The 14,432-nt window shown below is 52.5% G+C and carries 9 protein-coding genes; 2 read left to right on the top strand and 7 right to left on the bottom strand.

The window, feature by feature from the left end; all coding sequences use genetic code 11:
* Positions 1–11: 11 nt before the first annotated feature.
* The 4 genes from wecA to rfaH form a co-directional block, all read right to left on the bottom strand.
* Positions 12–1,061 (bottom strand): UDP-N-acetylglucosamine--undecaprenyl-phosphate N-acetylglucosaminephosphotransferase, encoded by a 1,050-nt coding sequence (gene wecA, locus EDC28_RS15635; RefSeq protein WP_123422251.1) that lies wholly within the window; start codon positions 1,059–1,061, stop codon positions 12–14.
* 8 nt (positions 1,062–1,069) lie between these two features.
* Entirely contained in the window at positions 1,070–2,029 is a 960-nt protein-coding gene (locus tag EDC28_RS15640; protein WP_123422252.1) for a Wzz/FepE/Etk N-terminal domain-containing protein, read from the bottom strand.
* Positions 2,030–2,125: 96 nt separating this feature from the next.
* Entirely contained in the window at positions 2,126–4,822 is a 2,697-nt protein-coding gene (locus tag EDC28_RS15645; protein WP_123422253.1) for an SLBB domain-containing protein, read from the bottom strand.
* A gap of 769 nt (positions 4,823–5,591) precedes the next feature.
* Positions 5,592–6,089, bottom strand: a complete 498-nt coding sequence (rfaH, locus tag EDC28_RS15650; protein ID WP_170164146.1) for a transcription/translation regulatory transformer protein RfaH — start codon at positions 6,087–6,089, stop codon at positions 5,592–5,594.
* Between the two features lie 263 nt (positions 6,090–6,352).
* Here rfaH and EDC28_RS15655 point away from each other — a divergent pair, with 263 nt between their 5' ends.
* Positions 6,353–7,846 carry a peptide MFS transporter gene (locus tag EDC28_RS15655; protein ID WP_123422255.1) on the top strand — a complete coding sequence of 498 codons (1,494 nt, stop codon included), beginning with the start codon at positions 6,353–6,355 and terminating at the stop codon, positions 7,844–7,846.
* 167 nt (positions 7,847–8,013) lie between these two features.
* Positions 8,014–10,017: a BCCT family transporter gene (locus EDC28_RS15660; RefSeq protein ID WP_123422256.1), complete on the top strand. Its 2,004-nt coding sequence runs from the start codon at positions 8,014–8,016 to the stop codon at positions 10,015–10,017.
* Between the two features lie 27 nt (positions 10,018–10,044).
* Here EDC28_RS15660 and EDC28_RS15665 read toward each other — a convergent pair whose 3' ends face one another.
* From EDC28_RS15665 to EDC28_RS15675, 3 genes are all read right to left on the bottom strand, one after another.
* Positions 10,045–12,111 (bottom strand): sensor domain-containing diguanylate cyclase, encoded by a 2,067-nt coding sequence (locus EDC28_RS15665; RefSeq protein WP_211355746.1) that lies wholly within the window; start codon positions 12,109–12,111, stop codon positions 10,045–10,047.
* Between the two features lie 195 nt (positions 12,112–12,306).
* On the bottom strand, positions 12,307–13,422 hold the full coding sequence (locus EDC28_RS15670) for a response regulator (protein ID WP_050660347.1): 1,116 nt from the start codon (positions 13,420–13,422) through the stop codon (positions 12,307–12,309).
* 210 nt (positions 13,423–13,632) lie between these two features.
* Positions 13,633–14,424, bottom strand: coding sequence for an MlaA family lipoprotein (locus tag EDC28_RS15675; protein WP_050660346.1), 792 nt, complete (start codon positions 14,422–14,424; stop codon positions 13,633–13,635).
* Positions 14,425–14,432: the final 8 nt, after the last annotated feature.

Here is a 14,432-nt window from a genome sequence, read left to right on the forward strand (position 1 = left end):
TACTGAAACTATTAGGTTCTTACTTTTCTAATGAAAGTTACTACCTGCCAGATGTGGTTAATACTCCAGCTGTAAGTAGCAAAAATGATTAGAAAGCACAGCAGGGAATAGCTCTCAGCAACCCTATAATATTCCATCAATATGCCCAATACTGCTAGGCATAGCGCCTTGACAATAATGATCGCCAGGGCTTGCCGAGGGGAAAACCCGGCCCGCATAAAAATATGATGCAAATGGTCCCTATCCGGTTTGAAGGGAGATTGACGTTTCATTATGCGTCTAACCATGATGGCCGTCATATCCATCAGTGGCATGGCTATGATCCAAAGTGCCGTGACTGGCTTGAAGGCCGTGTGGCTGGACTGGGTACCAATTACCAGCATCCAGACTACTGAAAGGCCGATGAGCATGGAGCCAGCATCACCCATAAAAACTTTACTGACACGTTTACTTGGCCAGCCTAAATTAAACATTAAATAGGCCAGCACGGCTCCGACGAAAAGCACAGGAACTACTGTCCATGGACTGTTAACCAATCCAAAGAGTACAGCTAACGAAACAAAGCTAACTACGCTCAGTGACCCTGCTAGGCCATCAATACCGTCCACCATATTAAAAGCGTTTATAGCACCAATAACAGCAATTACCGTTAAGACTATCCCAGCATAGCCAAGATGAATATCACCCAAGCCTACAAGATTACCCAAGTTTTCGAGATAATAACCTGCACCAAAAATCATCATGCACGCAGCCAGTGCTTGCGCCATTAGCCGGAAAGAGACTTTCAAATCGTATTTATCATCTAAAACACCAATGAATACAATCAGCGCTGCCGATAATAAGAAGATATTAATGGCCTGACTTTTGGGGAGGAATATCATCACTGCAAAAAGTACAGCGATAAAAATGGCAATTCCGCCAACCAAAGGTATATGACCATCATGGTGTTTACGAGCATTAGGGACATCAACCAAACCAGCTCTAATAGCGATAGGCTTAGCAACGGTAACGGCAATGCAGCTTAATGCAAAGGCAACAATAGCAGGGAGGAACAGGTCCATGTTACACCTCAGGATTTACGGGAAAAATGCCTTACCAAAACAATCATTACACCTAACATGCCTCCTAGTAGCGTACCCAGTACACAAATCAAAGCACGTTTAGGCTTGTCTTTCTCTTCGGGCACGATTGCTGGATCTACCGTCTTAAACACATATTCATCACGCACTTCGGCAAACATCAGCGTCTTAGTTTGTTGTTCCACTAACTGATAGAGCATGGTGCGAAGGTCAGTCAGATTAGTTTTATTGATTTGCTCATCCAAATACTGGATGCTTTTTTTAGCTTCAGCCATATCACGTTGGCGCATCACATCATTAAGGTCTTTTACCAACCAAGTCGCCCATTGCTGTGACATTTCTGGCGAGTAGAAGCTAACCGAAACGGTGACCATGCCGGTTTCTTTATCTTGGCTGGAACTTAATATATTTTTAGTAAATTCTTTGTAGGCTTCTTGGGCAGAAGGTTTCGGCTGAAAAGGAGGCTTAACCTTACGCACCCAGGTTTTATTTTCGGGGTTGTAGACGTCGGTATCCCAGATCAGCGAGTCAGTATCTCTGTTCCAGCCTTTTGCTGCCATCAGTGGCACCAAAATTTGATGCTTGTCGATAAAGTTACCGATGAACTCTCTGGATTGCAAAACCTGCAATGCAAGGGTGGTTTTGTCGGTACTACCACCGCCAAGGTTTATCCCCGCCAGAGAGGCAAGGCCACCAAACTGCCCTGCTAGGCCAGCAATGCCGCCTTGCTGTTGCTGCTCAGCGGGTGCGAGAAGCACCTCTGACTTATAGATATTGGGGAGATATAAGGCAATGGCGACTGAGGCTATGGCAAAAAAGGCTGTGCAAGTAATGACCAGCCATTTTCCTCGCCAAATAGCGGCGAACAACTCGCGAAGATCTATCTCATCGTCTTGGATAGCCAGCTGCGGTTGATAGTGCTGGGAAGTGGGAAATTCAGCGTCCTTCATGGAACCCTCATTCCTGCGAATTCAGTGCAGGGTGTTTACAGCATAAGAGTGAAGCAGCAAGAGGCTGCATTTTGCAGCCTCTTATTCAGATAGCATTTACAGCGTTGCAATAGCCGCCAGGGCAACCGCACTTTGGTAAATGATCTGAGTGACGCTGCTCCAGGTGGTCAGGTTATTCATATACTCAGTATCGAGCGGTACCACTATGGTATCGCCGGCTTTGAGCTGGTCGCTGTTGGAGGCAAACCAACTGCTATTGTGCCCCGGGATCATCACCGAGCCGTCAGCGCGAATAACGTAGACGCGGTCTTCATCGGCCCGCTTACGGAAGCCACCAGAGAGATTGAGGTAGTCTTCAACACTCATACCAGGCTTAAAGCGATGGCTGCTGGCATGTTGCACTTCACCCACTACGGTAACGGTAGAAGTTTTGCGCGGAATGTAGAGGATATCGCCATCTTCCACTTGCATATCGGCATCGCGATCGCCAGCCAAAACATGCGGCAAGTCGATTACCAGGCGCCCTACCGGCTGAATTTTTTGCAGCTCGCCAATCATCGCCATAGCGTCTTGATATGACACGGTTGTCGTATCGGCAGAAAGAGCGCGAGTGGCCACGTCACTTCGCAATTGCTCAATCAGTTTATTGACCTGCATTTTCTCTCTGTCTTGCACTTGTTTACGGGTAAAGACAGCGCCGTCCACAAAGGCGTACTGCGTTACACCGCCAGCCCGCTGCAGCACATCATCTAGCGTCTCTCCGCGGTGCACTGTGTAGGAACCAGGGAAGCGCACTTCGCCACGGATCTCCACAGTGCGGTCCACTTGCCAATCAGGAGTGGAGAAGACGTTCAGGTGGTCTCGGCTGGCAAGGGCAATATTATCTACACCGCCTTTAACCGCATCGCTGATATCAACAGCGCGGTGGGCAACTTGAATACCGTTGATGTCCTTGTTGGTGCCCTGGGCGCGGGTAAGCTCAGCCCGGCCAAGATAGGCAGACGCATTCAGGCCACCGGCGGCGGTAATGAGGCTGCGGATATTGGCGCCGCTGGCAAGCGGATATTCACCAGGGACTTTAACATCTCCGCTGATGGACACGACTTGCAGCTCAGAGCCGCTACGAGCTTGGTTTTTCAGCTTCTCCAGTACCGGGAACAGCAATTCTTGACGCTTTAGCTCCGGTGTTAAAGCCATCAGGTCAGGGTTGACAAAAATTCTGGAAAGCAGGTTCTGGGTGGCCTCACTCAGGACAGAGACAATGGTACCGTCGGCCAGACGCTCTTGAGTAAGCTCTTGTTGGGTTTGCTGCTTATCTGTAGCCGCATCTTTAATAGCAAAACCGGCAACCGATTTAACATCCTTTTGCTTAGCGTTGTCTTGGATAGACTGAATGCCTTTTGCTAGCAAATCGTCTGAAAGCCAACGCTCATCACTGGATTTATCCAGCACCGGCTGAAGTTGCTTGGTGATGTACTTATTAAGATTGGTACGTTCAAGATTGGCGTCGTCGTAGTTAAAAACCAGTACCACATCTTTGGGTGACAGGGCGATGTCGTCCTGGCTGCCCGGCTTGGTAACCGCATTGCCAATGGCAAACTGTTTGACTTCAATGTCACCCAGGGCATTGACCTGACGCACCACTAGGGCGTAATCCAAGTCAGCCGAGAGCCGCAGATCGGCCCAAAGACTATTTACCAAGTCATGCACATGCATGCCTTTGCGCCAGGCATATTTACCGGGCCGCACCACGGCACCAGCCAGTACCACAGCATTTTCGGTGCGATTGGAGGTAACGCCAACCCGCAGTACGTCCCCACCACGCACATGCTCTGCAAGCACTTTGCTGTTGGTCAGGTCAACGTTCTGGATATCACGAAGGTTTTGGCTGTTGATACGCTCAAGCACCGAGGCTTGAGGATAAGCCTCTGCCTTGGCGCCACCAGCCATGGCCAACAGATCAGCCAGGGTGTCGTCTTTATTGAGTTCGTAAAGCGCTGGGCGACGCACTTCGCCTTTTACCTCGGCGATGCCGGTATAAGGCGGGATAAATACCACATCACCGGACTGCAGGCGGATGTCATCTGAAGCATTACCGCGCAGCAGCAGATCGTAAAGGTCGAAGTTGGTTACTGTTTTACCGGCACGCTTTACCACGATATGCCGAAGGCTACCAATGTCGCTTACCCCACCTGCGACAAAAAGCGCTTGGGTAACGGTGGTGAGCGCGGGAACGGCGTATGCCCCCGGGTATTTGGCTTCACCCGCCACAAAGATGCTGATGGTACGCAGGCTGTTGAGGGTAACGGCCGCGGTGATACCAATCATCTGCTCTTTGACTCGCCCTTCCAACAGGGCTTTGACCTTACCAAAGCTCAGACCGCCGACCGCAATAGGGCCTAGGTCAGGGAAGTTAACGGTGCCGTCTCGCTCCACATTCAAGCTGAGCTGCTGGCTCTCCTTACCGAACAGCAGCACATTGATAACGTCATTAGGGCCGACAACGTAGTCATCCGGCACAGGCGCATTGTCTACCGGAGCAAAGCTACTGATATCGGCATTAAACAGGTTTAGACCGTAACGGACCGGTTTTTTGGCCCCGTTATCATCCGGTGTTTTGTCGTCTTTGGAGCTGGTATCAGTTGGAAGTACCTGGCGCTGTTGTAAAACGGTGCTCTGCTGACGGGTGCCCTCCCCTCCTTGCGAACCAGTGATTTGGGATAAATCGACCCCATACTGTTTTGCCAGCTGTTCCTGCTGGGCACGCGGCAGGCTCTTAAACTGCTCAATCATTGCCGGTGATATGCCGCCGGGCAACGCCGCAGCATAGGCACTCCCCCATGCCAGCAGTGCTAGAAGAACAAACCCAATTTTCCTAAACACTCGATGCTCCGTTTAAAAAGTAATCAACGCCATTAACTCTCATATGACAAAACACATGAACCTGTAGAAACCCTGTACGCCGAACTCTGCCAGCGTCCAAAAACCATTCCCGAACAAAAAAATAAAAACAAATTAAATCAAAAGGTTATGACATCCCACTTCAATTACCGCAGACACGCTACCGCCCCTGGGTTACAGCTCCCACAGTGCTGATGTCATAGCAAATTGTCATTTTTGGCTTTAAAAAAGCCTAAAAGGCCCTGAACCTACAAACGACAACACCCTGAATGCGGACTCTCACATCAGGGTGATTAATAATATAAAAATCATGAAGATAACTGCAAAAGCACCAACATTTTCTATTTACCACTTGCTCATTCTGACGCTTTTTTAGTCTCGGGAAGCGATGAAACTAACAAGATCGCCTACATTCCTTAACAGCCTCTAGATTACCAGCAAGCACCTACAATTTAAACCCGAAAAAGAAACCCTAACCTAATGATAAAAAACAGTTTTTTACATTAAATGTTATTGGATGTACGTTTCTTTGAGCTGCATCCACTTTAGGCGAAAAATTGCACTTTTCTCTATAAAGCTCAAACTCGTAGCAAATTAGAGGTCAACCGCTAAAAAAGCACTCTCAGCAAGCCAGATAAGCAGCCTTAAGACAAGTCTCTCTTTACAATCGTTCAACGTCTTTTAAGGAAATAGACAACGGCGATTGGCTGTTAAGGATCTCAACCATCACTTTGATGCGCTCTTGGCCTTCATTCATGGTGTAAACCGCGCTCAAGCCTTTGAACGGGCCGTTCAACAGCCGTAGCCGCTGCCCAGGCTTAAAGCCTTCATCAAAGACCCCTGCCAGCTCGAGGCGCTCTTCGTTCAAAGCCAAGGTTTTTATCAGTTTCGACGGGATCTGGGCCGGTTTGTCGCCACTGCGCACAAAGCCGCTAACGCCACGGGTAGAGCGGACTTTATAGAAATCGCCACCTTCAGGGTCAAGGTGTACAAAGAGGTAGTTGGGGAACAGCACCGTCTCGGCAAGCTGGCGCTTACCACGGCTGATTTTTTCGCTGAGCACCCGAGGAAGGTAGGTCTCAAAGCCTTGATTATTGAGGTTTGTCTTGGCACGCGCTTCCTGCTTTGCGCGGCAATAAACCAGATACCAACCTAACACAGAACCTCTCTGGACAATTCCTATGTCGCAATAGACAGGTAGTCTACCCCAGACTTAACAAGTTGCAATAACCGTGAAACTTGTTTGCCTACAAGACAACCAACAGTCTAATGCCCTTGGCGCACTCTACGCGAATTGGCTCTACATCGCACCACATCACAACTACAACGCCCTTTTATTGTCTTTTTCAGGGCCTATCGGTATAAGAAGCCGTCAAACTAACAAAACTATAACTGAACCATCGAAGGACGGGAGTTCAATCAATGAGTCAACAGATCCCACAGGGGACCTTCCTGGGCCACCCTAAGGGCCTTTTCCTCCTCTTTACTACAGAGATGTGGGAACGGTTTTCCTACTACGGAATGCGCGCCCTGCTGGTGCTGACCATGGTGGCAGCTACTGATGCAGCAAACCCCGGTTTTGGCATGACGACTGCCGAAGCCCTAAAACTTTATGCCTACTACACCTCACTGGTTTACCTGACCCCCATTTTCGGCGGTTGGCTGGCAGATACCTTTATTGGCCAGCGCCGCGCCGTTATTTTGGGCGGGGCCTTGATGTCGGTTGCACAGTTTGTCCTGTTCGCCGCAACCCCTCATAGCTTGAGCCTGTTTTATGTGGGCCTTGGCATCCTCATCATCGGTAACGGTTTCTTCAAACCCAACATCTCCACCATGGTGGGTGACCTTTACGAGCAAGGCGATGCCCGCCGCGACTCGGCTTTCTCCATTTTTTACATGGGGATTAACCTCGGTGCCTTTATCGCCCCACTTATTTGCTCCACCTTGGGTGAAGATCCGGCCTGGGGCTGGCGCTACGGCTATCTAGCTGCCGGTATCGGCATGGCACTGTCTGTTGTTATCCAACTGTTTTTTGCTCAGCGCTTCCTAGGGGATGTCGGGGTAGTTGCCGGTGCCAAGCGCTCTTTGGACGCTGCCGGCGGTAAGAAGCAGCCACTGACCAAGGTCGAGTTGGACAGGCTGCGGGTTATCCTTACCCTCTTTATCTTCGTGGTGATGTTCTGGCTGGCCTTTGAGCAGGCTGGCGGCCTGATGAATATCTTTGCCCAGGATAAAACCGACCGCATGATTGGCAACTCGGAAGTGCCGGCAGGCTGGTTCCAGTCACTAAACGCGATGTTCATCCTGATCTTCGCGCCGGTGTTCTCCATCCTTTGGGTGAAACTCAACAAAATCGACAAGAACCCTGACGCGCCAATCAAGATTGTGGTGGGTCTGTTCATGACCGCCATCGGTTTTGGCTTCCTGGTTGCCGGTATCTTCCAGATGCAGACTACCGGTGATGCCAAAGCCTCAATGATCTGGCTGGTACTGGCTTACATGTTCCACACCCTGGGTGAGCTGTGCATCTCGCCGGTTGGCCTGTCGCTGATGACCAAGCTGGCGCCGATGCGCCTGGCCTCCCTGGTGATGGGGATTTGGTTCCTGATGCCGGCGCTGGCCCAGCTCCTTGGCGGCCTTATCGGCGCCTTCTCCGAGCAGGCCGGTGAGTACGAGTCGGTGCGCCACTTTGCAGCCAACCTTGGGATCCGCGCCGAAGACGCTGGTATCCTGGCTATCTTCGGCTCCATCGCCATCTTCCTTTGCTTGTTTGCCATCATCCTGTGGTTTATCTCCGGCAAACTGGTGCTGTGGATGCATGGCGCCGAGAAGTTCAGCGCCGATACCACTGAAGCGGCGCTCAACGAAGAGCTGAACGTGGTCGGCGACCACGAAGCGCTCCGAAAACAGCACTAACCTTCCAAAGCCCCGCAACGCGGGGCTTTTTTATTGCTATACCTTCCTTCAGCAGCATTTAGCTCCCTCCTTACACAATCAATTGCACTGTAACAAACCAAGTGTCTTTGAGACTCACGCAAAAGCCCTTTAGACTAAGGCAAAGCCTAAAAAAGAAGACGCCTTATATGACTGACAAGGAAAATTCCATTAGCCATCAACTGAATCCGCCGGTTTTTTTTGGCTCGGCTCTTATCATCTTTGCCGTGGTGCTGTTTGCAGTGCTCGCCCCGGATACCGCAGGAACCGCCTTTGGCAACTTGCAAAACTGGATAATCACCAACACTGGTTGGTTCTACATTCTGTCGGTGGCCATCTTCCTGTTCTTTGTGGTGGGGCTGGCGTTCAGCAGCTACGGCAAGATAAAGCTGGGGCCAGACCATATTGACCCGGATTTCAGCTACGGCTCCTGGTTTGCCATGCTGTTCTCGGCCGGCATGGGCATTGGATTGCTTTTTTTTGGTGTCGCCGAACCGGTGATGCACTTTGTCAGCCCACCGGTTGGCGAGGGGCAAACCATTGAGTCGGCCCGTGAGGCCATGCGTATCACCTTCTTCCACTGGGGCATTCACGCCTGGGCCATTTATGCAGTGGTGGCGTTGTCGCTGGCTTATTTCAGTTTTCGCCATGGCCTGCCGCTGACCATTCGCTCAGCCCTCTACCCTATTCTTGGCGAGCGCATTCACGGCCCCATCGGCCACGCCGTCGACATCTTTGCCGTGCTGGGCACCATGTTCGGGGTGGCAACATCTCTTGGCCTTGGGGTAATGCAGGTCAATGCCGGCCTGCATTATATGTTTGATGTACCGACCGATCTGACAGTACAAATACTGCTGATCTGCGGCATTACCCTGCTGGCCACTATCTCGGTGGTGGTGGGGCTTGATGGCGGTATCCGCCGCCTGTCTGAGCTAAACCTGCTGCTGGCCGTTGCCCTATTGCTGTTTGTACTGCTGGCCGGCCCTACCGTGTTCTTGCTGCAGACTTTGGTGCAAAACACCGGGGCTTATCTGTCCGATATCGTCGATAAGACTTTCAATCTTTACGCCTACAAGCCTGACCACAGCTGGATTGGCGGCTGGACCCTCTTCTACTGGGGTTGGTGGATAGCCTGGTCGCCCTTTGTTGGCATGTTTATCGCCCGGGTATCCCGTGGCCGCACCATTCGCGAGTTTGTGATTGGGGTGCTTTGCGTGCCAGTTGGCTTTACTTTCATGTGGATGACCTTCTTTGGCGACACCGCCATCCATATGATGCTCACCCAAGGCATCGACAGCATCGGCCAGGCAGTGGAGGACGATACTTCCACCGCCATCTTCAAGTTTCTCAAAGAATTGCCTTGGTCAGGGGTAATGTCGCTGCTGGCAACTTTGTTGGTGGTTACCTTCTTTGTCACCTCCTCAGACTCGGGCTCACTGGTCATCGACATGATCACCTCAGGTGGCCGTGAAGAGCCGCCTGTATGGCAGCGGATCTTCTGGGCATTGACCGAGGGCGCCGTTGCCATCGCACTGCTGGTGGCAGGTGGCTCAGATGGCCTCAAAGCCTTGCAGACCTTGTCTATCGCCTCTGCCCTGCCCTTTGCGGTGGTGATGCTGGTGATGTGTTACGCCCTATGGAAGGCACTGCGCATTGAAGGCGTCAAGCAGCTTAGTCTTCGCCATGCCGTTACCACCCCAAGGGCGCCAGCGCCAGCCACCGCTAAAAACCCCTACACCTGGAAGACCCGGCTGCAGCGCATTGTGTCCTGGCCCAAGCGCAGTGAGGTTAAAGCCTTTATCGGTGAAACCGTAAAGCCGGTGCTCGAGTCGGTAGCCCAGGAGCTGCGTGACACCGGTATGGAGGTAACCGTCAAGCAAGAGCCCGAAGATAGGGTGAGCATGGTGGTGTCTCACGGCGAAGAAATCGACTTCATCTACGAGGTGCGTACCCGCGGCTACACCGCCCCCACCTTTGCCTTTCCGGAGTTCAACTTTACAGAGAAGGACGAGGCTAAGCATTTTCGGGCAGAAGTTTATCTGCGTGAAGGGGGCCAAGGTTACGACATCTATGGCTACACCAAGGAGCAGGTGGTCAGCGACGTGCTGGATCAGTACGAGAAACACATGCACTTTTTACATCTGGTGCGTTAACAATCAAGGGGCCGACAGGCCCCTTTTTCATGCGGCAACCAGGCAGTTTCGCCCTTGGCGTTTAGCTTGGTAAAGTGCGGCATCGGCCCGGTTGAGGGCTTCATCGCCATTGTCGTCGGCCCCCACCAAAAAGGTGCTGCCCAGACTCACAGTCAAAGTAACGGCCTTGCCGTCTTGTATGAAGGGCTGCTGCGCTACCGCCAGGCGCAGGGCCTCAAGTAACGGATAGTTGGCCATGCCGTCTTTACCCTCCAATAACCAGACGAACTCCTCACCTCCAATGCGTGCCAACACATCGGTGGATTTAGCATGTTGGCGAAGTAACTGCGCAAAATGCTGCAATACCTTGTCACCCGTGCTGTGGCCGTAGGTGTCATTGATTTGCTTGAAGTGGTCTAAGTCCATCAGCACCAGGGTGTAAGGTTGGTGCTCGGCGATGACTTCGTTCAAAGCCCGGATGAAGGCGCGGCGGTTTAGAAGCCCGGTGAGGGTGTCGGTACTGGCCAGCAGCGCCAATTCGGCTTCGGCTTCGCAGCGGGCTTTTTCTACCAAGCGAGCGTGCATCAACATGCCGAGGGTATCGATAAGGGGGTTAAGGAAGGTTATCTCATCCTCGCTGTACCCTTCAGAGCGGTTGGCAAGCCCCACTAAGCCTAAAAGCTCCCCCTGATAGCAAATCGGCAGCCCCAAGAACGAATCCAAAGGCGGGTGGCCCTTGGGCGTGCCGCCAGAGTTTGGATCGCGGCGCACGTTATTGGAGATCACCGCTTTGGCGGTGAGGATCACCTGGCCAAAGAGGGTTTCCATGTTGTGAAACTCTAGGCCGTTTTGGACGTGCTTTTTATAAAGGGCGCGGCTGGGAGCGTCCCAGCTAATGTCAGAGATGGTTTTCACCCGCATGAAGGGCTTGGCCTCTTCGCTGTAGTGCACCTCGCTGATAAAGCCAAACTGGCTTTCGGCAAGGGCTAATAAAGGCTCAAAGATACTTTCACAGGCGGCCGCCAAGTCTTGTTCTTCCAAAAAGATGGACTGAGCCTGGTGAATGAGGTTGAGCAAGGACTGCTGGCGCTCCCTGGCTTTCTCCTGATATTTGCGGGCGCTGATGTCCTGGTGCATAAACAACATGCGAAGAGGCTGCCCATCACTGCCAAACTCCACCACCCGACCGTGCGATTCCAGCCAGCGCACCTCGCCGTTATGCAGCAAGATACGGTATTCACAATGAAAATCTGCGCTAAGGCCAGTCAGGTGTTTTTTCAAGGATTCGTCGACATTGTTGATGTCTGCCGGGTGGATAAACTGCTGCCAGGAATGCAGGCACGGCTCCAGCTCTTCGCGCCCGACCCCGAGCATCGCCACACATTGCGGGCTCATCAGCAGTTGGTCCTGAGCCAGATCCCAGTCGGCCACCCCCATTCCCGAGGCGTCCATCACCATGGACAGGCGGTCGCGGGTGGCTTTGATTTGCAGCTCAAGTTGCTTGCGATGAGTTTGCTCTAACAAAAAGCCGTAAATGGCGGTGACATTGCCATTGATGTCGTATTGCACAACGCTGTGCTGGCGCACCCAGTGCACCTTGCCATTCTGCCCTTTGAGGCGGTAATCAAGCTCTGATTGCCTGGCGCCCCGGGCATGGGCATTTAGCAGCCGTAAGAAGGCTTTGACATCATCTTCGTCAAGCCAGTCTTCAAAGCGAGCCGCCCCGGCGCGCACTGCCATCACATCAATGCCCAGCAACGACTGCGCGTTGTCGCTGATAAAACACACCGGCAAAGCCGGGTTTGCCTCCCACATCACTATCACCACCGGGCTGTCCTTGAGTTTGACCTGCTGCAATGGCATCTGGCCAATAAGGTCGCGCATTTTCAGCTCTTCGGTAACCAACGCCGCCACCTCTTCAACACCGGGCGGCAGCGCTTCGCCCTGATGCCATATCCCAAGGGTGGCAATCACGTTGTTGGCGTCGGTTAGCGGAATAAGGTGCAGGGTGCCGTTGGCAAGGTATTGGGTTTTGGTGTGGCGGACTAGAGGTAGCAGTTGTTCGGTAGGGTCTGATGGGAAATACCAGCTGCACCGGCGCCGTTGGCAGGTCACCCCCACTCGTTCAACCCCAAGGCAGCTTGTGCACAGTTGCAGTACACGCTCTAACGCAGCGGGGGCAGTGTCACCCAAGGCAGGCGTCCTTACCATCGAAAGTCCTCAATCCAGCGGGTATAGGCGATAAACAGGCCGATACACAGGCTTTTTGAGTGTAGCTGCCCAATTAAGGCTTTGCAGATAGAGCGCGGATCACCGCCACACTTGGTGAAAAACGCCCAAAAGCAGCAGGTCGTCATCTCGCCCGCCTTCTTCGGGCAACGCCAGTTGTTCAGAGAGTGCCTGGCGAGGGTCTAGCGGCCAGTTCCACTCCAAAGGGCGGTTAGCCATCAGCAGCTGGGTATTGGCCACAAAGGGCTCGATATGCTCCTGGTAGCGGCTCCACTCGAACATGCCAAGGGGCGCCTGGCCGTCCTGTAGAGGCTCGCCAGATAATACCGGGCCGGGTTGGTAACCGGCGTTGGCGTAGTGCAGCTGATGCTTCTCTCTGTCGATAACCAGATAAAAGGCGCGCACCGGCTGTTCAAGCTGGCTTTTTAACAGCTCGATATTGAGGTAATCAAGGAAGGCGCCGGGGTTTAACAACACCGAGGGCTCACCAGGCCGGTACTGCTTAAGCGGCTGATTAAAAAGCGTTTTAACAACAACTGATAAGAAGGCGCTGTTGCTGCCAGCATGGGAGAAACGGCCAATGATAGCGGCAAGGTAGCGGTCGTCTAACGCCACGTAATCGACAAATTGGTCAGCAATTTCACTGGCGGTAAAGAGTTGATAACGAAGGGTGATTTCGTGCCAGCGAATGAGGGTTTCAGGAAAAAGCTGTTGCTGCACTTCCCGGCCGGCCAGTTTGCTTTCTTCCAGAAGCCGAAGGTTAAGTTGCAGCTCGACGTTAGCCGCTTCTAGCTCCTCGGTAAGCCGCCGGTTCTCCTGCTGCAACCGATAGCGCTCCAGCGCCGATTCCACCGCATACTCCACCATGGCTAGCTCGTTAATGGGTTTGAGCAGTACATCGGTTGCCCCTAACCTAAGCGCGGTGGTGACATCGTCCATCTGGGCGGTGCCGGAGATCATCACCACCGGCAGGTCGAGGTGGTGGTCTCTCACCTCTTTTAGCACCGTCATGCCACTGCCATCACCCAATTGCAGATCGCAGAGCACCAGATCCACCGTCTCCTGGGCCAGAGTATCCAGAGCAGAACGCAGGCTAAGGGCATCCAGCACGTCAAAGTCCAGCCGGCGAAGAAAAGCGGTAATGAGCTTTAAAAATACAGGCTCATCATCGACCACCAAAATACGCTCTCTTGCCATGGGAATTACGCCAACCTCTCTACGCCGCGACCTTTTAACCCTTGTTCAGAAGGGTTCAGCTGTCAATTTAGTCAGGAGATTATTAGTTTTGTGCAATTGCAAAAAATAAAAAATAAAAACTGCCTATTTGCAACCTACACCATCTACAAAGCGGACCCAAGACTTCAATACTTAAACTTGCCCATTAAAAAAGGCCCCGAAGGGCCCTTTTTATTCTTTGGTTTTGCTCGGAGCCGGTGGCTCGGTGCTGTCATCTTCGTCCAGGTACTGGTCAAGATCGAAGTCATCAGCCGGCTGCGGCATCGCTTGGCCATAAGTGTCGTAATAGGATTTTTGGAAGTAGGCTTCACGAATGAAGGCGTACGGGTCGACACTTTGATTAATAAGCCCTTCCTGAGGGATAAGCTTGGCTCGGGTATCGATACCCTCAATGCCCCAGCGGATGGCCTTTTCGGTGAAGTTAAGCACCGCCAGCGGGGGATAAAGATAATCCACCAGGCCGCCCACTTCGTCCCGAGGTGTGCTGGGGCCAAGTACCGGCAGCATCAGGTAGGGGCCGGATGACACGCCGTAATAACCCATTACCTGGCCAAACTTGGTTTCTTCCTTATCAATACCCGCCATGGTAGCAACGTCGATAAAACCCAGCAGACCAAACGTGGTGTTGAGCAGGAAGCGGCCAATGGTTTTGCCGCTGCGGGCGAACTTGAATTCTAAAAACTGGTTAAGGGCGCTGGACGGCTCAGAGAGGTTTTGTGCGAAGTTCAGCAGGCCGGTTTGTACTGGCGTTGGCACGTGTTTGGTATAGGCAACGGTTACCGGGCGGGCAACGTTCGGGTCCAGCACATCCCAGTTGAACTTCCACATTTCCCGGTTGAAGCTCTCAATGGGGTCCCGGTCGTTGGCAGTGGCCAGGGTCGGCGCCTTGGCATCTGGCAGCACCATGGGCTTGCTGGCACAACCGGCAAGGAAAGCAACACAAAGGGGTAACAACCACCGCATTTATTTCG

This window comes from Gallaecimonas pentaromativorans, from assembly GCF_003751625.1.
Taxonomy (GTDB): Bacteria; Pseudomonadota; Gammaproteobacteria; order Enterobacterales; family Gallaecimonadaceae; genus Gallaecimonas; species Gallaecimonas pentaromativorans.